At 63.1% G+C, this 17781-nt stretch carries 21 protein-coding genes and 1 rRNA gene; 7 read left to right on the forward strand and 15 right to left on the reverse strand.

The window, feature by feature from the left end; translation table 11 throughout:
* From PAA8504_RS03705 to msrP, 4 genes are all read right to left on the reverse strand, one after another.
* Window positions 1-123: ribosomal RNA gene (locus PAA8504_RS03705) — 16S ribosomal RNA — on the reverse strand; the annotation flags it as partial.
* Between the two features lie 794 nt (window positions 124-917).
* Window positions 918-1760: a histidine phosphatase family protein gene (locus tag PAA8504_RS03710; RefSeq protein WP_108892832.1), complete on the reverse strand. Its 843-nt coding sequence runs from the start codon at window positions 1758-1760 to the stop codon at window positions 918-920.
* 12 nt (window positions 1761-1772) lie between these two features.
* Window positions 1773-2381, reverse strand: a complete 609-nt coding sequence (msrQ, locus tag PAA8504_RS03715) for a protein-methionine-sulfoxide reductase heme-binding subunit MsrQ (protein ID WP_108892833.1) — start codon at window positions 2379-2381, stop codon at window positions 1773-1775.
* Window positions 2381-3280 carry a protein-methionine-sulfoxide reductase catalytic subunit MsrP gene (msrP, locus tag PAA8504_RS03720; RefSeq protein ID WP_108892834.1) on the reverse strand — a complete coding sequence of 300 codons (900 nt, stop codon included), beginning with the start codon at window positions 3278-3280 and terminating at the stop codon, window positions 2381-2383. The genes msrQ and msrP overlap by 1 nt, the downstream gene beginning before the upstream one ends.
* A 125-nt stretch (window positions 3281-3405) precedes the next feature.
* On the opposite strand from msrP, the gene plsY reads away from it, so the two are divergent.
* Window positions 3406-3987: a glycerol-3-phosphate 1-O-acyltransferase PlsY gene (plsY, locus tag PAA8504_RS03725; RefSeq protein ID WP_245897511.1), complete on the forward strand. Its 582-nt coding sequence runs from the start codon at window positions 3406-3408 to the stop codon at window positions 3985-3987.
* Window positions 3984-4247 carry a hypothetical protein gene (locus tag PAA8504_RS03730; RefSeq protein WP_108892836.1) on the forward strand — a complete coding sequence of 88 codons (264 nt, stop codon included), beginning with the start codon at window positions 3984-3986 and terminating at the stop codon, window positions 4245-4247. Before plsY ends, PAA8504_RS03730 begins: the two co-directional genes overlap by 4 nt.
* A gap of 18 nt (window positions 4248-4265) precedes the next feature.
* Here PAA8504_RS03730 and PAA8504_RS03735 read toward each other — a convergent pair whose 3' ends face one another.
* From PAA8504_RS03735 to PAA8504_RS03755, 5 genes are all read right to left on the reverse strand, one after another.
* Window positions 4266-4526, reverse strand: a complete 261-nt coding sequence (locus PAA8504_RS03735; RefSeq protein ID WP_108892837.1) for a YMGG-like glycine zipper-containing protein — start codon at window positions 4524-4526, stop codon at window positions 4266-4268.
* 96 nt (window positions 4527-4622) lie between these two features.
* Window positions 4623-5993, reverse strand: a complete 1371-nt coding sequence (locus tag PAA8504_RS03740; RefSeq protein WP_108892838.1) for a glutamate--cysteine ligase — start codon at window positions 5991-5993, stop codon at window positions 4623-4625.
* Window positions 5994-6050: 57 nt separating this feature from the next.
* Window positions 6051-6560, reverse strand: coding sequence for a hypothetical protein (locus PAA8504_RS03745; RefSeq protein WP_108892839.1), 510 nt, complete (start codon window positions 6558-6560; stop codon window positions 6051-6053).
* A complete protein-coding gene (locus PAA8504_RS03750) occupies window positions 6557-7468 on the reverse strand; it encodes a phosphotransferase (protein ID WP_108892840.1) in 912 nt (303 codons plus the stop codon). Before PAA8504_RS03750 ends, PAA8504_RS03745 begins: the two co-directional genes overlap by 4 nt.
* Complete coding sequence (locus PAA8504_RS03755; RefSeq protein WP_108892841.1) at window positions 7465-8187, reverse strand: 16S rRNA (uracil(1498)-N(3))-methyltransferase; 723 nt, start codon at window positions 8185-8187, stop codon at window positions 7465-7467. Before PAA8504_RS03755 ends, PAA8504_RS03750 begins: the two co-directional genes overlap by 4 nt.
* 6 nt (window positions 8188-8193) lie before the next feature.
* Between PAA8504_RS03755 and ubiA the strand changes: the two genes are divergently transcribed.
* From ubiA to PAA8504_RS03775, 4 genes are all read left to right on the forward strand, one after another.
* The gene (gene ubiA / locus PAA8504_RS03760) at window positions 8194-9159 is read left to right on the forward strand and encodes a 4-hydroxybenzoate octaprenyltransferase (protein ID WP_245897512.1); all 966 of its coding nucleotides are present in this window, start codon (window positions 8194-8196) and stop codon (window positions 9157-9159) included.
* 64 nt (window positions 9160-9223) lie between these two features.
* Window positions 9224-11074, forward strand: a complete 1851-nt coding sequence (locus PAA8504_RS03765; RefSeq protein ID WP_108892843.1) for an OmpA family protein — start codon at window positions 9224-9226, stop codon at window positions 11072-11074.
* On the forward strand, window positions 11071-11400 hold the full coding sequence (locus PAA8504_RS03770; RefSeq protein ID WP_108892844.1) for a hypothetical protein: 330 nt from the start codon (window positions 11071-11073) through the stop codon (window positions 11398-11400). Before PAA8504_RS03765 ends, PAA8504_RS03770 begins: the two co-directional genes overlap by 4 nt.
* A gap of 460 nt (window positions 11401-11860) precedes the next feature.
* Entirely contained in the window at window positions 11861-12163 is a 303-nt protein-coding gene (locus tag PAA8504_RS03775; RefSeq protein WP_108892845.1) for a phage integrase N-terminal SAM-like domain-containing protein, read from the forward strand.
* Between the two features lie 299 nt (window positions 12164-12462).
* Here the strand turns inward: PAA8504_RS03775 and PAA8504_RS03780 are convergent, their stop codons facing one another.
* Window positions 12463-12984, reverse strand: coding sequence for a thioesterase family protein (locus tag PAA8504_RS03780; protein ID WP_108892846.1), 522 nt, complete (start codon window positions 12982-12984; stop codon window positions 12463-12465).
* A 241-nt stretch (window positions 12985-13225) separates the two neighbouring features.
* On the opposite strand from PAA8504_RS03780, the gene PAA8504_RS03785 reads away from it, so the two are divergent.
* Window positions 13226-13711: a MarR family winged helix-turn-helix transcriptional regulator gene (locus PAA8504_RS03785; RefSeq protein ID WP_181375681.1), complete on the forward strand. Its 486-nt coding sequence runs from the start codon at window positions 13226-13228 to the stop codon at window positions 13709-13711.
* A gap of 226 nt (window positions 13712-13937) precedes the next feature.
* Here the strand turns inward: PAA8504_RS03785 and PAA8504_RS03790 are convergent, their stop codons facing one another.
* The 5 genes from PAA8504_RS03790 to PAA8504_RS03810 all read right to left on the reverse strand — a co-directional run bounded on the left by PAA8504_RS03790 (window position 13938) and on the right by PAA8504_RS03810 (window position 17603).
* Window positions 13938-14987, reverse strand: a complete 1050-nt coding sequence (locus PAA8504_RS03790; RefSeq protein ID WP_108892848.1) for a YihY/virulence factor BrkB family protein — start codon at window positions 14985-14987, stop codon at window positions 13938-13940.
* A gap of 36 nt (window positions 14988-15023) precedes the next feature.
* Window positions 15024-15467: a molybdenum cofactor biosynthesis protein MoaE gene (locus PAA8504_RS03795; RefSeq protein ID WP_108892849.1), complete on the reverse strand. Its 444-nt coding sequence runs from the start codon at window positions 15465-15467 to the stop codon at window positions 15024-15026.
* A complete protein-coding gene (gene moaD, locus PAA8504_RS03800; protein WP_108892850.1) occupies window positions 15467-15718 on the reverse strand; it encodes a molybdopterin converting factor subunit 1 in 252 nt (83 codons plus the stop codon). Before moaD ends, PAA8504_RS03795 begins: the two co-directional genes overlap by 1 nt.
* Complete coding sequence (gene pgsA / locus PAA8504_RS03805) at window positions 15715-16380, reverse strand: CDP-diacylglycerol--glycerol-3-phosphate 3-phosphatidyltransferase (protein ID WP_108892851.1); 666 nt, start codon at window positions 16378-16380, stop codon at window positions 15715-15717. Before pgsA ends, moaD begins: the two co-directional genes overlap by 4 nt.
* A 74-nt stretch (window positions 16381-16454) precedes the next feature.
* Window positions 16455-17603 (reverse strand): spore photoproduct lyase family protein, encoded by a 1149-nt coding sequence (locus PAA8504_RS03810; RefSeq protein WP_219928898.1) that lies wholly within the window; start codon window positions 17601-17603, stop codon window positions 16455-16457.
* Window positions 17604-17781 lie beyond the last annotated feature (178 nt).

Below are 17781 nucleotides of genomic sequence, written 5' to 3' on the forward strand. Positions count from 1 at the left end.
AGGAATGGGTACGTTCCCACGTGTTACTCACCCGTCCGCCGCTCACCCGAAGGTGCGCTCGACTTGCATGTGTTAGGCCTGCCGCCAGCGTTCGTTCTGAGCCAGGATCAAACTCTCAAGTTGAAACTGCCAAAAGCAGTATCCTTGACGCTCGAACCCTCGCACATCTTCCAACGGCCTACAAAATACCAACCCGCTAAAGGCCGGTACCCCGAAATAACCGCTGAAAGCTTTCTGCTTGGTCAAAGTCACCGAAGTAACTCGCACCAAACAGTGAAGCTGTCTCCCTCATCATCACCCGGAGGCTAGAGGGCCGATATACGAGAGCTGATCCATCGAAATGAACCGTGACCGCCCGCATATCTCTTCAGATACCATCAGTTTCAAAGAGCACGGCACAAAAAGCCGACATGATGCGCTTTAAACTACCAGCGCGCCCCGCCTGCCTTGTCCTCAATCTAGGTTGCCGCGTTTGCCTCAAGTCCTTCCGAGTGTCAACCGCTTTTTCGCGACCGTCCCGAAATTACTATCCGCCCCGTTTGGCGCCGCCTCGTAAACTTCAGGGCCTCCAAGTCGTCAACCGCCTGTTCCAGCAGCAACTTCCCAAGTCCCGTCCGCCCCGTCCAGCGTCCCGCCAGCGCCTCAGCGCCGCCGGTGAAGCGCCTTCTACGGATCACACGCACACCCCGCAAGCGGTTTCTGCAGAAAAAGGCGGGGTATTCGTCATCAAGACTTAACCTTTCTCTTGCATGGTGGAGAAGCGCAGAGATTGCAAACCGCGGCGACGGCGTGCGTAACTTTGCTACGTGACGCTGCGAGCGTGCGGCTAGGGCACGAGTGACGGCCCTTTGGAAAAGAAGAAGGCGGGGGCCAGTACCCCCGCCAAGTGATTCAAACAGCCACGAGAAACTCGCCCATCAGTTTCCGTCGACTTCTTCGATCTTTTCATCCCCGGCCTCGTTCGACTCGTTCGCTATGTCCTCCGAGTCGTAGATATCGTTAGGCGCTTCGACGTCGAAATGTCCGACGTCCGGGGACGCGGTGCGCAGCCTTACATACCCTAGCACGCGATTCTTTCTGGTTGGATCGACGACAAGCATCTCCCCTTCATAGACAGAGAACTCGGTCAGCTCCTGAATATTGGTGAAATGGGATATAATCAGCGCAGGACCATCGCCTTCGCTACCATCCCAATTCGAAATGATCCCGCGCAGACCGGTCACATTCTCGGCGCCTTGCAGGGACAGCAACAGGTTTACGTCCGAAATGGTCTCAGTCGGGATGGCCTCCCAGACATTGGGCTCGGCCGTCTCGTACCCCTCGCCCAGCATTTCCAGGGTTTGTTGGTTCCGGCACCATTCGCTGACGTAAATCTTGCCGAATTTGATGTCGTTGAACGCCAGCAGCGCACCGAGGTCCTTCATATCCTCGCGCCCATCCTCAGACAGGATTCGCTGGTTGTCACAATCGGTCGGGGCAACATCCTTCTCGTCGAGCTTGCTCCAGTCCGTCGGACCATGCCGCATCAGGAAGACGACATCATCGCGCAGGAACATCTCGTCGAAGCTCTGAATGGGCTCGAACCGGATTGCGTTATCGATCTGAGACCTGTCGATGCCGCCACCCGGCATCGGAATCGCCATTTCCCCCACGAAGGTCGTGATCGGTTCGACGGCATCGGGATCGGGCGCGGCATGCGCAGGGGCGGTCAAGGCGGTCAAGGCGGTCAAAGCAGTCGCCAATACAATGTTTCGAAACATATGCGGTCCTCTTCAGGCGGCGAATTCACGCCGCAACGTCGGTATGCGATAGGCAAGGAGAGCCAGAACAAGAGCCAGATAAATCAGCGGCTCGATCTCCCACACCTTCTGGACCATCACGTAGTGGACCGCACCTGACACACAAATCACGTATGTGAGCATATGCAGTCTGCGCCAGCGCATAGGTCCCATCCGACGGACAGAGAAATTGTTGGATGTTGCAGCGACGGGAAGCAGTAGAACAAAGCCCACCATACCGATCGTGATATACGGTCGCTTCACGATATCGGACCACATCCGCGCCGGATCCTGGACATCCAGAACGCCCCAGACCAGCAAATGGCAAGCCACATAGAAGAAGGCCAGAAGCCCCAGCGCCCGACGATGCATGATCAGGCTGACGCCGGTCAGCTTGCGCAGCGGGGTCACGGCAAGGACGACGACCAGCGCCTGCATCGCCAGTTCGCCCAACGCACGTTCCAGGCTGTTGACGGGTTCGACCCCCATCGCCCCGGTCAGCGCCAGATAGAGGTAATAGAACGGGATCACCGCACCGATCAGGTAGACGACCCATGAGGGAACCTTGCGGAGCGCAACGTTCACCCGTTGCGCTGTCGTCATCAGAACTGTGCCTCGAGGTCCATACCTTCATAAAGCGGCGCCACTTCGTCATACCCGTTGAACATCAGGGTATCGATCCGCTTGGAAAACAGACCGCCACCCACGCGGCGCTCGGTCGCCTGGCTCCATCGGGGGTGATCCACGGTCGGATTCACATTGGCATAAAACCCGTATTCGGACGGGCCCGCCTTGTTCCACGTCGTCGATGGCTGATCGTCGGTCAGCGTGATCCGCACGATGGATTTGATTGACTTGAATCCATACTTCCACGGGACGACCAAGCGCATCGGTGCGCCGTTCTGGTTCGGAATAGGCTCATCGTAGAGACCCGTGGCCATGATGGTCAGCGGATGCATCGCCTCGTCCATTCGAAGCCCTTCGATATAGGGCCAATCGAGGATCGGGTATTCCTGCCCCGGCATCTCTTCGGGGCGCATCAGGGTCTGGAACTCGACGAAACGGGCTTCGGGGTTCGGCCCCGCCAGCGCCAGAAGGTCGGCAAGTTCGAACCCCTGCCACGGGATCACCATCGACCAGGCTTCCACACACCGCAAACGATAGATCCGCTCTTCGATATCCATCTGGGCCATGATGTCGTCAAAGGCGTACGTGCCCGGCTTGTCGACCATGCCGTTGATCTCGACCGCCCACGGCGAGGTCGTCAACTGACCGGCATTCTCCTTCGGGTCGGTCTTACCGGTCCCGAATTCATAAAAATTGTTGTAGGTCGTGATCTCTTCGAAGCTGTTGGGCTCAAGCGCGTCGGTCTGGGCCGCGGCAGGCCAGGCAGACAGCGCCAGTCCGGATGACCCGGCTGCGATCAATTGACGGCGGTTCAGATAGCATTGCTTCGGGGTCGCATCACCCCGGGAAAGGTCGTTCGTCCAACGGCGGGCCATGATCTCTCCTCGTTACTCGATCCGCTACATAGCATCTGGACGATGACACTCAAATGAAAGGCCGGTGAAGCTGGACGCCGCGCCAGCGCACAGGCATGGTCGCGGCAAACGAAAAGAGGCCACTTATGCTGCTCGTTTGTACGGTCGTTGGATACCTTGTCGGCTCGATTCCGTTCGGGCTGGTCATCACGCGGGCATTCGGCCTGGGCGACCTGCGTCAGATCGGTTCGGGCAATATCGGCGCGACGAACGTGCTGCGCACCGGCAACAAGCTGGCGGCGTTTTTGACCCTGATCTGCGATGTCGGGAAGGGCGCGGCCGCGGTTCTGGTCGCCCGCGCCTTACTGGGCGAGGCGGCAGCCCTCGTCGCAGGGGCCGCCACTTTCGCGGGCCACTGCTATCCGCTGTATCTGGGCTTCAAGGGCGGCAAAGGGGTCGCGACGTTCCTCGGTACGGCCATCGCTTTGTCATGGCCCGTGGGTCTTCTGACTTGTGCGGCATGGCTTTTGACTGCCCTGGTAACACGAATCTCGTCGCTCTCGGCCCTTGTCGCAGCCCTTTTGTCGCCGGTATTCGCAATGTTGTTCGGACTTCCGACAGTCGCGGCGGCGGTGGGGATCATGGCCGTCTTCATCTTCCTGCGCCACCGCGCGAACATCGCCCGCATTCGCGCCGGGACCGAACCCAAGATCGGCAAGAAAGCTTGAGGGAATTCCTGTCCGCCTTCGACGCTTTGCCCGACGGCGCGTTTCGTGCCGAGTGGCAAGGATCACCATACGTCGCCGTAAAGTCATCCCATGCGGCGGGGAAAAGTGAAAAACTGGTGGCGCATGAAGCAGGTGGAACTGGCTATATCAGCCTGAATATCTACCGGCTTTCCGATGGCAGGGTCCTGTTGAAGCCCTGCGAGATGCCCGAGGACCGCGTCAGACGCTTCGTCCTCGAGGCAAAGGTCGGCGAGCCATAGCCCGCCGACCCGGGTGTCTTACGGGCAGGCAGCAGTGTAACGCTGACCGGCCGAGTTCTCATAGACGCAGTTGCCGTTGTTGTTGCGGCCGACATAGTTCCCGGCCGCGGCGCCGACGGCACCGCCGATCAGCGCGCCAGCAACGCGATCGTCATCGCCCGACACGGCAGCGCCGGTCGCGGCGCCCAAAGCGGCGCCGGTCAGCGCGCCCTGGTTGTTGGTGGTCTGGCAGCCAGCCATCAACGCCACGATGGGCAGTGCAACGAGAATCTTTTTCATGATCCATTCCTCCAAAGATGCTGGGGAATACCTACGGCACTTCGCGCCGGCGTCCAGCCATGTTGCGGGAATCTGCGCTGATTTCCGCTTGGTCCCTCAATACGCGTATTCAGCGAAAACCTTGGTGACGTCTTCGCTCCAATCTCCGTGATAGCGGGCTAAAAGATCGTCAGCGGGACCGGCGCCTGCGTCGACACTTTCACGCAAGGCATTGAGGAAATGCGACTCGTCGGGGATCATCCCCCCCGCACCGGGACGCGCCCGGGCCTTCAAACCGGCCTCTGCAATCTCGACGCAGGACCGCGCCAAATCCAGCATCGAAATACCACCGACCTTCGCTTGCAGCCCATCAACCGACGCAGCCACACGCAGCGCATCGCGCGTCTCGGCATCCCATTCGCGGAACAGATCCGTCGCGGCATCCAGTGCGCTCTGGTCGTAGGTCAGGCCGACCCAGAAGGCCGGGAGTGCGCATAGCCGGCGCCACGGCCCGCCATCTGCGCCGCGCATCTCGATGAATTTCTTCAGCCGCGCTTCGGGAAAGATTGTCGTCAGATGGTCGGCCCAGTCCGACATCGTCGGCTTTTCGCCCGGGAGGGCCGGCAGGTCACCTTTCAGGAAATCGCGGAATGACTGGCCCAGCGCGTCGATATACGTCCCGTCGCGATAGACAAAGTACATCGGCACATCTAGGGCGTAGTCCACCCACCGCTCGAACCCGAACCCGTCCTCGAACACGAAGGGCAACATACCGGTACGGTCGGCATCCAAGTCGCGCCAGATGCGGCTGCGCCAAGACTTGTGGCCATTCGGCTTGCCCTCGAAGAAAGGCGAGTTGGCGAACAGCGCAGTCGCCACCGGCTGCAGGGCCAACGCCACGCGCAGTTTCTGAATCATATCCTCTTCCGAGGCGAAATCGAGGTTGACCTGAACGGTGCATGTTCGCCGCATCATCTGCGTGCCCAGTTCCCCGACCTTCTGCATGTAGCCGTCCATGAGCTTGTATCGGCCCTTGGGCATCAACGGCATCTCGTCGTGGGTCCAGTGCGGCGCCGCGCCAAGCCCGATGAAGCCGACCCCGATGCGGTCGGCCACGGCCTTCACCTGTGCCAGATGGTCGTTCACTTCGTCACAAGTCTCGTGGATCGTCTCCAGCGGCGCGCCGGACAGCTCAAGCTGACCGCCCGGTTCCAGCGAGATGTTCGCCCCGTCCTTCTCCAGACCGATCAGCTTGCCGCCCTCGTGGACCGGCGCCCAGTTGAACTCGTCCCGCAGACCCGACAACATCGCGTGAATCGACCTCTCGCCCTCGTAGGGCAAGGGTTTCAGGGTATCCTTGCAGTAGCCGAACTTCTCATGCTCGGTTCCGATGCGCCAAGCATCCTTCGGCTTGCAGCCCGCCGCGAGGTATTCGGCAAGTTGGTCTTGGCTTTCGACAGGCCCGCCGCCGGTTTGGGGAATGGACATGATGGGCCCTCTGGAAAATTCCGCTGAAGCCGCACTTGGCTTTCGCGGGGGGCGAAGTCAACTCAGCCGCTTTGGACCCTTCGACCAGATCGTCTGCCGTCCACGACCTTCGGCCTTCAACGCCGCCACGGCTTCTTCCTCGGAAAGGCCCGGGATCGCCGCGAGCGCATCGAAGATCGCACGCGCGCCTTCGGCGTCTGCAGGGATCGCGACCTGTCGTCCTTCCGTGTCCATCAGATGCCACGTTGCACCGCCCCGACCGTCCCGTTCGACCGCGACGCCCGACAGGATATCCAGCGATACGGCCCCGCCCCCGGTGCCCGAAAGATACGTGATCTGCCGCTCGGTGACATTCACGACGCCGGCACCGCCCCCGTCCGACGGCCGCCGCAAACGCATGATGCCTTCGCGCATGATGGCGATCCCGCCGATGGCCACGACCACACCCACCCAACGGGTGCCGCCGAAACTGGTCAGGGCCAGCCACAGCCCCACGGCAAGGGCCCCGACACCGACGAGGACCTCGCGCCAGCGAAGGATTTGCGACAGAAGCTCGGGGCGAATCATGGGAAGGTCTCCATCAGGGCGGACACCATCCATCGCATTCGCATCCATTTTTCGCTATCGGCCCGCTCCTCGGGCAAACGCCCGGCGATCGTCTCGCCCAGAAAGAATGGCAACAGGGTGTCGAACTCCGATGCGGGCAAGACCGGCCCGGCCAGCGCCCGCAGCTCTTGGCCGCAGAATCCGTCTTCGAACACCGAGCTTCGCAACCATGTCACGACAAACCGCGCCACGTCCCGAGCCAGGGGCAGCCGCATCTCTGCCCCGATGTCGAACCCCCACAGAACGCCGTCGTCGTCGAGATGAAGGTTCATGGGCGTCAGATCTCCATGACACCGCCCCCGCGTCACCGACACGCCAGCCACCCGCGCGGCCCGGTCTTCCAGCCACCCCATCAACGCATCCCACGTCACCTGCACCTCCGGGTGCAAGGATCCTTCGGCATGGGGCTGCCGATGTTTGCGCAGCCAGAACCCGCTGCCGAACGTCCCCGTCTCGATATCCGTGCCGGCATAGGTCCGCGCCCACTCTCCGCAGCGGGTCAACACGGCGCGCCGCGCGCTGCCCCCACCCAGCGCGTCCAGTACACCCTTCACTTCGCGGCCCGGAGCGTGCTCCATCACCAGGATATCGTCCGTCGCGGCGATGGGCGCGACCACGCGGTAAGGACCATCGGCCATTCTTTCGCGAGACGCGGCCATCGTATCTCGCACCATGGCCGCGTTGTGCAGCCCGCGCTTGGCGATCACCCTCCGCCCGTCCAACGTGCCGCGGTAGACCGCTGCGCCGTTCTTGACCTTCAGACATTCCTCGATCCGCAGATCGAGCCCGGTCGCCTCTCGCAACCGCTTCTGAACACCGGGGGCATCCACCCCGGCGTCAATCATGTTAAACAGCCAGTCGGCCCTCATGCCCAGTCCCCCAGCGCTTGCTGCCACAGTGTCAAGGCGGCGACGGCGGCCGTATCCGCACGCAGGATACGCGGGCCTAGACTGACCGGGTGGGCGAACGGAAGGTCGCGCAATCGCGCGCGCTCGGCATCCGAGAACCCCCCTTCGGGTCCGATCAGGATGGCCCACGGACCGCCCTGCTTCCCGTCCAGCACGTCCGCGACTCCGACGCGGGTCTCATCGCAGAACAGTATCTGACGCGATGGATCCCACTCCGCCAGGACCGACCCAAGCTTCGCCGCCTCGGTCACGTCAGGCACGAAATTGCCGCCGCATTGCTCGGCCGCCTCGACCGCATGCGCCTGGAGACGGTCCTGCCGCACACGCTCGGCATTGGTGAACTCGGTCACCACGGGGCAGATCCGCGCGGCGCCCAGTTCAGCCGCCTTTTCCACGATGAAATCGGTGCGCTGCTTCTTGATCGGCGCGAACAGAAGCCAGACATCCGGCGCGTTTCGCTGGGGTGCGATCCTGTCTATGCAGGCCAGGGCGCCGGCCTTCTTCTTCGCCTCTGTCACCTCGGCGGTCCAGGTGCCGTCATGGCCGTTGAAAAGTTCGACCACTTCGCCCGTGCCCTTGCGCATCACCCCGAACAGGTAATGCGCCTGCGGTTGCGATAGGGGAACGGTTTGCCCCGCCCCAAGCGGATGGTCTACATGAAGCCGGATCGTGGAGGCCATAGGAGGATGCCCATCGTGGCGGAAACAGGCGCGACGAAAGGACAGGTGGCCGATGCCGTCAAGGGCAACTGGGTCGATCGCCTGGCCCCTGAGCCCGCTCGGCCCTATCTGCGCCTGTCGCGCGCGGACCGGCCGATCGGAACCTGGCTTCTGCTTTTGCCTTGCTGGTGGGGCGTCCTGCTGGCCGCGCTGTCCGAGGGGCGGTTCGGTTGGCAGGGCCTCTGGATTGCGGCCGGCTGTGCTTTGGGCGCGTTCCTGATGCGGGGCGCGGGGTGCACCTGGAACGACATCACCGACCGCGAGATCGACGCAGGCGTCGCGCGCACCCGGTCGCGGCCCATCCCGTCGGGCCAGGTCTCGCCCAAGCAGGCCTTCGCATGGCTCGTCGCGCAGGCCCTGATGGCGTTCCTGATCCTGTTGACCTTCAACGTGAACGCGATCCTTCTGGGCATCCTGTCCCTGGCGACGGTCACGATCTATCCGTTCGCCAAACGGTTCACCTGGTGGCCCCAGGTCTTCCTTGGCCTGGCCTTCAACTGGGGCGCGCTTCTGGCCTGGACGGCGTTATCGGGGGCGCTCGGGTGGCCTGCTGTCTTGCTGTATCTTTCGGGGATCGCCTGGACGCTGTTCTACGACACGATCTATGCCTACCAGGATGCCGAGGACGACGCGCTGATCGGGGTGAAATCCACGGCGCGCCTGTTCGGGGAGCGCCCGAAACCCTGGCTGCGCGGCTTCATGGTGGTCTCGTGCCTACTGATGGCGGCTGCCGTGACCCTTGCCGCGTCATCCGCCAACGTCCTGACGCTGGTTCTGGCCCTCGGCGCGCCATGGGCGATGGGGTGGCACATGGCATGGCAGATGGGGCAGTTCGACCCGAAGGACACGCAGATGTGCCTTAAGCTTTTCCGCGCCAATCGGGATACAGGGCTTCTGGCTGCGCTGTTTCTCGCCATCGCCATGCTGGCATGATGGACCCCCGAACAACGCGCGGCTAGACCTGAACGCACCGAAAAAAACGGAGTTTCGGACCCGAATGCGCAAAAATTCCCTGCTCCCGGTTCTCGTGACATTCGGCGTGGCCGGTGCGGCCTGCGTTGGGGCCGCGACACTAACCGTCGCACAGATCGAGGATCGGTCAGTCCGCGTGGTCCGCGAGATTCTTGCTGCCGAAGATCTGGACTGGGCCGAAGTCGAAGCCGACGGCCTGCAGATCGATCTTCGGGGCACCGCGCCGGACGAGGCCGAACGCTTTCGCGCCCTTACCCTTGCTGGGCAGGTCGTCGACGGGGCCCGGGTCATAGACCGGATGGATGTCACCACACGCGACCCAATCGAGGCACCGCGATTCACCGTCGAGCTACTTAGATCGGACGAGGGGGTCAGCCTTATCGGCCTTGTCCCCGCCGAGATGGACCGTCTTGCGTTTCTCGAAGACATCGCCCGAAACGCCGTGAACACCCCGATCACCGACCTCCTTCAAGCCGCCGCCTTCCCGGCCCCTGAAAACTGGAACGAAGCCCTGCGCTTTGGGGTCGAAGCCTTCGCCCTGGCCGATAAGTCGAAAATCTCCATCGCTTCGGACCGGGTGGCCGTCACCACCATGGCCGGCGACGCCGAAGCCCGCGCGAACATGGAGCGGTCCCTGACGCGTCTTGCCCCCGGCGGGGTGGAGGTCGCACTTGACATATCCATTCCCAGACCGGTCATCACGCCGTTCCTCTTCCGCCTGTCGCGCGAGGAAGGGACAGCCCGCCTCGAGGCGTGCTCGGCGGCAACCGAAACCGGGCGCGACCAGATCATCGCGGCGGTACAAGGGCTTGGGATCGACGATCCGATCTGCCAACTTGGCCTCGGCGTGCCGTCGGTTGCCTGGCCCGGCGCCGTCTCCCAGGCCATCGAGGCCATGGACGAGATCGAGACCGGCACTTTGACCGTTACGGACCTGGAAATACGGCTGGAATCCGGCCCCGCGACCGAAGATTTCGGAACCCACGCCGCAGCGCTGCGCAACGACCTGCCAGAGGAATTCACTCTGACCGCCTTGCAAGAAGACGCCGCGGCCGTGGAACCGGAAGCCGGGCCCGCCGAGTTCACTGCGACCCGCAGTCCCGAAGGCATGGTCCAAATCCGAGGCAGGGCGGGCGACACGCTGGCCCGTTCGGCCGTCGGCAGCTATGGGCGGGCGCTCTTCGGGACGGAACAGGTCTCGCTGTCATTGGAGCAGACGCAAGAGGTGCCCGCGGGCTGGAACCCCCGCCTTCTGGCCGCGATGGATGCGCTGTCACTGCTGAACAACGGTGCGGTGCGTGTCACGCCGGAGCGGATTTCGGTCTCGGGCGTGTCAGGGTCCGAAGACGCGTCGTCGCAGATTTCGCGGTTGTTCACAGGCCGGTTGGGGGACGATGCCGCCTATGACGTCGATGTCAGATACGACGAAAGGTTCGACGTCGAACTTGGCCTGCCTTCGCCAGAGGAGTGCGTGGCCCAGGTGAACAATATCCTTTCGACCCGGCAAATCACCTTCGATCCCGGCTCGGCCACCATCGATCCGGAATCCCGCGCCAGTGTGGATGCCATCGCTGAAATCCTGCGAAAATGCGACAATATCCCAATGGAAGTGGGCGGCTACACGGACAGCCAAGGGCGTGAGGAGATGAACCGTGACCTCAGCCAGCAGCGCGCCGAGGCCGTTCTTGGCGCCCTTCTGGCGCGGCGGGTGCCCGTGGGGGATTTGGTCGCGAACGGCTATGGCGAAGAGAATCCGATCGCCGACAACGACACCGCTGAAGGGCGCGAGGCCAACAGGCGTATTGAATTCGCGCTTCTAAGGCCCCAAGAAGACACGGAAAACACCGAGGCAGCCGAGGTCGAACCAGCCGAATGAACCGCACCGAATTCGTCATCGCGACGGCCGTCATCCTGTTCGTCGCGTTCATGCTGGGTTGGTTCGCCAATTGGCTTGTGCATCGCCTGACCCGCGTCAGCCAGGCCGATCTGGGGGAGCTGGACCGGATGGCCCAGCACATGCACGAAGCGGAAGAAAGTCGTGACCAGGCAATTGCTTACCTGCAAGAGCGCGAGGCCGAGATGATGGGTCAGCTGCATGCGACGGAGGCCGAGCTGCGCGCCACGATGGACGGCCTGCGCGATGCCCGTGCCGAGACGGAAGAGCTGCGCGAGTATATCGAGCAGATGAACGCCCGGGGCTGACAAGGCTTGAAAACCCGTCGGACATCCGCCGGACACCCGTCCCGCGTGCGTCGGACATTCGCCTGGCAAACGTCGTTCTCGCGCCAAGCATAAGCCGGACACGCGCCGGGCATCTGTCGGGACAGGGGTCAAGACCCGGCGCAGCCCCGCCACGGTCCAGCGCCCGGCGTCCAGAGACAGCATTGCCGCCCCGGTGCCATCGAACAAGCCGCACCTCAGGCCAGCTGGAACCCGCCAAGAAATCTTGTCGACCTGGACCGGACCCTTACCGGGTTAGCGGAGGGCATTGGTTACAAGGGACGAGGACTAAGGCGCTTTCGCGGAAGGGCGCGCGCTTCTGGCGTTTGACGCCGACCTCGACACCACGCGTCTCGGGGTGAGCTCTCCGGCCTGAGGAGCGGAACCTTCTCACTTGCCGGATTCGAGATTCCCATGACACGGCAGGAGATGGCGTGCGCGGATGATCAAGGACATGCTTATCCTTGGCATAGGCGGCGAAATCCAGAAGGCCCATATTCGGGCGATCAAGGCTTTCACCGCTTTCCTGGGACGCTCGCCCTATACAACGACGCCGGATGATATTTGCGCCCAACAGCTTCACGTGGCCGACACTCAAGTGACGCCACAGACGGTCAATGTCCGGATCTCTGCGCTCAGGTTTTCGCCTGAGTGGCTTGCGGGCAGGAGGAGATCATGCGGTTCCGGACCGAGCCCGGCAAGTTGGCAATCACCTTGGGTGTGGAGGAGATTGCGGCGCTCCTGAATTCAGCATCGAGTTCCGAGCCCGGCAACCTGCACCAAAACAGATGGTTGATGCACTCATTGCTTATATCAGAAGCAGGCCCGTCATGATGACAAGGAGGCGAAACTCGTCGGGGCCATGCAGCGCATCCATCGGCACGAAGAATACATGATTGGCCGCGTTTTAGGGCCCGCGCAGCAAACCGCACAGCAAGACACTGCCGGTTCGGCAGTAGAGCCCAGTATACTAGAACTTATGTGTAGTACTGATGGCGAACGTGATCGCGATCGGGGCCAAACGGCCAAAACCTGTCGCGCGCCCTAGATCAGCAGGTCTGCTTCGCATTCTTTCCAATGCAAAACAGCGTCAGGCAACATGACATCGGGAATTGATGTCCCCCACGCCGCGAATGCATCCACGATCGTCACCAGACCCATGCGGGAAACGGCGGCCCCTTTGCAGTAGCCGCTGGCCGAGAGTCGTCCGTCCGAGCCTATGAACTTGAACGCAAGATAATTCCAGCGGGCGTCGCTACCTATCCAGTGATACCTGACCTTGTACTTCTCGCCGAGCTTCAGTTGCCGCCGGTAGGTGATGATCGAACCACCTAACACAGGCTTCCACCGGTTTCGGATCAGAGTTTTCAGAAATCCTGTTCGGGCGAAGAACTCGACGATCATCAGGTCGGCTATCGTCAGATAACGGCCATTGTTCATGTGGAGATTCACGTCGATGTCGTTTGGAAGCACTCGAAACTCACGCTCGAGCTGAGCTGTGAGAGTGAGCTTGGGAAGCCAGAAAGCCCGAAGGAGCGTCCAGAATAGCCTGAAATACAAGTTCATCCGACCCACCTATAACGTTCATCTTTGAACTATATAGGTCAATTTTGAACCAAGCAAGCGTATTCGGCGCGCCTGGCATTCGACGTCCCCGGTGAACTGCATCCGGAAGGGCAAGGTGGTGGTGCGCTGTCGGATCGGCGCACTTGTCGTCATCTGCGATATGGGGATCGCGCCAATGCCATCGGGGCCGCGGCCGCCGGAACGAATTGTCCGTGGCGGACGAAATGGGTATGCTTTCCTTATGCCAGACAACGATGCTTCTAATTCGGTCCGCGATGCCACTGGCTCTGGTGCCACCGAGGCTTGGCTGGCGGTGGCACAAGCCTACAACGAATGCACCGCGACACTGTTGCAGCACCTTCGCCCGCTCGGCCTGTCGCTGCTGGAGCACGAGGTTCTGATGAACCTCCTGCGGTCGGATGGCCTGACACAGCGTGAACTGTCGCAACGGTGCTTCTCTGCCAAAAGCGGGATAAGCATGTTGATTTCGCGCCTCGAGGGCAGTGGAATCATAGTGCGCAGTCAATCCCTGCAGGATCAGAGAGCGTGGCGTTTGTCCCTGACGCCAAAGGGCCAATCCCTTGCCCAAGATGCCCTTCGCATCCAGACAAAGGTTGTCGCGGAAATGGCTAAAGCGTTTTCGCGAGATGAACTTGCCGTCGTCAAATCGCGCATGAATGCAGCGGCGGCGCTGCTGAAGGACATGCGCGAGCAGAAACGGCTGTGACGCCGATGTGGTCAATCGAAGCGTCTGGAAAGCGTCATTGGGGTGTCGGAGCACTGCCGCTTGATTCCGCGCTTTTGCAACCGGGCGCGACACCATTGGCGGATTGCGCTTCGCCGACAGTCGTGCCGATCGGGCACCGATTGCTTTGGGGCATAAGGCGGCTGCGCAGAGCAGCGGCCGAATCTTACACCATGCGAATCGCCTGAGACGTTTCCCCTCAGGGCACCTACCCCCGCTTGCCCAGCGTGTCGGCCATCTCGGCATCGCGTTGGCCCATGGGGCGGGTGCGGCCGCGAGTGGTGTCGCGGCGGGACTGGTGCTCCATCTCGGCATTCAGGAGTGCGCCGAAGAGGACGACGAAGGCCGTCAGCCACATGTAGAGGTTCAGGATCACCACGCCCGCGATGGCGCCATAGGTGGGCTGGTAGGCGCCGAAATTCTGCACGAAGACCGAGAACAGGACCGACCCGCCCAGCCACAGCGCGGTGGCGAAGATGGCGCCGGGGGTCACCCAGCTCCACCTTGGGGGGCGGCGGGCGGCAGCGTGGCGGTAGAGCAGGCCCAGCGACGCCATCGACAGAAGCGCCATGAGCGGCCAGCGCCCGATGGAGACGATGAGGGGGCTGGGACCCTCGAAACCGAGCGCCCTGACCAGGGTCGGCACGGCACTGGCCGCCGCGACGGTCAGCAAAAGCATCCCTCCCAGCGCCGCCGTCAGCAGAAGCGAGACGGCGTTGCGCATGACAAGGTTGCGCGTCTCGTCCTCGACATGGGCCATGTTGATCCCCGAGACGAGGTTGTCGATCCCGCGCGAGGCCCAGAAGAACGACAGCACGAAGCTGATCACGGCGGTGATCGTCGCCCGCCCCGAGCCCTGTTCGGCCAGGGACACGGCCTGTTCGCGCACCAGCGCCAAGGGTTCGGCCGGGGCGAGCCCGCCCAGGGCATCGAGCATGGCGAAGACGATGTCAGTATCGAGGACCAGCCCCGCGAGCGAGGCCAGCGCGGCGATGGCAGGAAAGAGGGTCAGCATCCCGAAGAAGGCCACGCCAGCGGCCACGAGGGGGACGAGATCGCGGCCGACACGCCCGCCCACGCGGCGGAAGATGTCGGACCAGCCTTTCAGGTCGATTTCGCCGGGGCGCCAGGCCTCGCGACCGCGGCCCGTTTCGTCGAGTTCCTCGGGCGAGTCGACGGGGGCCGCGGGATGTTCGCCTCCGGCCATGGGGGTGACGCCCTTGCCCTGTCCGGGGCCTTCGCGGTTGTCATCCTGCATGTCAGACCTCCGCTTCTGCGCGGGATGCGCGTGGGCCTACCACCGGGTCAGGGCAGCCTCATCCTCGTCCTTCGCGGCGACCCAGGCGGCGCCTTCGGCCGTCACCTCCTTCTTCCAGAAGGGTGCGCGGGACTTGAGGTAGTCCATCAGGAATTCGGCCGCGGCGAAGGCGTCGGCACGGTGGGGGGCGGCGGTGGCGACCATCATGATCTGCTCGCCCGGGGCAAGACGGCCGTGGCGGTGGATGACCATCGCATCGCCCAGAGACCAGCGCGAGACGGCCTCGGCCGCGATCTTCTCGATCGCGGGGGCGGTCATGGCGGGGTAATGCTCGATCTCCATATGGCGCAGGTCGCCGGCGGCGCTGTCGCGTACAAGGCCCGAAAAGGTGACGATGGCGCCCATGTCGGTGCGCCCCTCGGTGAACCGCGAGATCTCGGCCCCGATGTCGAAGGGCCCGGCCTGAACGCGGACTTCCATCAGCCGCCGGTCATGGGCGGGAAGAACGCGACCTCGCGCGCGCCGGCCAGCGGGGCGTCGAACTCGGTCAGTTCCTGGTCCACCGCGACGCGCAGGGCCGAGAGGTCCTGGAACGCGGCCTCGTAGCGGGCCTCGCGCGCGGTCAGTTCTGCCACGAGGTCCGAGACGGTCGCGGCTTGGGTCTGCACCGTCTCCCGCGGGAGGCCGATGCGTTCGCGCACCCAGGCGAAATAGAGGATGTCGAGGCTCATGCGGGATCCTTGAGGAAGGGCAGTGCCTTCCGGAAATAGTCCCAGCCGGTGATCAGCGTCAACGCGGCGGCGATCCACAACAGCGTGACCCCCAGGAACCCGGCAATGTCGCGCATCTGCGCCAGCCAGGCCAGCCCAACCTCGTCGGTGATCTGGCCATTCAGGATGGCCTGCACGGTGGCGTCGTCCATGCCCTGCGTTCGGTCGATCATGTGATAGAGGAAGATGTCGCGCGAGAAGAGGACCGCGATCGCCACCATCTGCGCCGTCGTCTTCCACTTGGCCAACTTCGTGACCGACAGCAGTTTTGCCTGCGCGCCCAGAAACTCGCGCAGGCCGCTGACGAAGACCTCGCGGAAGACGATGAAGGTCGCGGGCAGCACCAGCCAGGGCGACATCGAGGAATAGCCGACGATCACCAGAAGCGCGATGATCACCATGGCCTTGTCGGCGATGGGGTCCAGCATCGCACCGAACTTGCTTTCCTGTTTCCACGACCGCGCGATGTAGCCGTCGAACCAATCGGTCACGGCCGCGCCGACGAACAGCAGCAGGGCGAACCAGTCTGCCCAGGGCCGGTGGAAATACAAAAACGCGACGGCCACGCCAGGAGCGGCGAGGAGACGAAGCACGGTGAGGATGTTGGGAAGGGTCCAGCGCATGGATGGCAAGATAACCGTGCGCCCCCCTTGGGGAAAGGCCGCGCGGAAAAACCTTTTTTCGCGGGAGTCCCCAGTCAGGTCCAATAGAGCATGCGTGCCCCCGGCAGATGTCGCGCGATGCCGGCCTCTAGCGTCTGGCGCATGTCCTTCATCAGGGGCGCGGGATAGACGTATTTGCGCCCGCCGAACTTGTTGCGCTTCACGGTGCGGACCTCGGGGTCCATCTCCAGTCCCGTGGCGGGATACCACACCAGAAGCACCTCGCGCGAGCCGGGGGTGAAGCGGTGGGTGATCAGCTCGGCCGTCAGATCAGCACCCGCGGGCAATTCGGCGGCGGCCTGGGCGAAGAGGCGGTCATAGGCGTCCTGCCATCCATCGATGGGCATGATCGGGGCGATGGTCAGCCCCACCTTGTAACCCGCGCGCGCCAGCCGGCCCATCGCGGCCAACCGGGCCGACAGGGGCGCGGTGCCGCCTTCGAACCGGCGCGCGATTTCTTCCGCATTGACCGAGAAGCGGATCCGGGTGCGCCCGTTATGTGGGGTGGCCTCAAGGCTTTCGGTGTCCGCGAACTTGGTGGTGAACCGCAGGCTGAGGTCGCCGTGCTTCTGGCCAAACCAGGCAATCGTGTCCGAAAGGCAATCCGACAGCGGTTCCAGCGCGAGGGGGTCGGTGTAGCACGACGCCTCGAACGTGGTGCCTTCGGCGGCGCGGGCCGCGTCGGTCGAGGTGATGCGCCCCTGCCCTTCCAGAGGCGGGAGCCGGTCGAGGATCTCGGGAAGGTTGGCGAAAAGCCGCGTCACCGGCGGACCCTTCAGCGATCCGGCAAGATAGCAGTACTGGCAATGCGCGGGGCATCCGGTCGCCAGATCGAAGCGCCAATCGGCAGAGGGCGGGATGGGCTCGGGCCGCATCTTGCTGTCCGAGGCAACGGTGACCGCGAGCGTGGATTTGGCCCGGCGGTATTCGGCGCGCGGGTCGCCGTCCTTTAACCCGGTGATCCGGTCGCCCTTCAGTTCGACGATCTCGGCCCCCATGGCCGCGGCGCGTTCGGCCACGCGGGTCGCCATCGGCCAGTCGCGGGCGGCTCGGGTCAGAAGCACGCGCCGGGGGCGGAAGGGCCGTTCTTCGGTCTGTTGACGCGGCAGCCGCCGTTCGAGCGTTTCGGGCGCTTCGCGGGGGGCGTCAGCACGGGTCGGGGCGATATGCGGGGCGTCGGTCATGCGATCGGAACCCGGACGTCAGGGCGACGGGTCCGGCGGCAAAGCGGCGCGGGGACACAGTGACCGCAAAGAAGAATTCCCAGTGACGGCGCAATACTGCCGAAGCGGAAAAGACTTCCGTGCCGTAGACTCCGTAGCAGCATCGGATAATTTGAGAAAAATGCACAGAGAAGCGTAT

This window comes from Palleronia abyssalis (assembly GCF_900302445.1).
GTDB classification, from domain to species: domain Bacteria; phylum Pseudomonadota; class Alphaproteobacteria; order Rhodobacterales; family Rhodobacteraceae; genus Palleronia; species Palleronia abyssalis.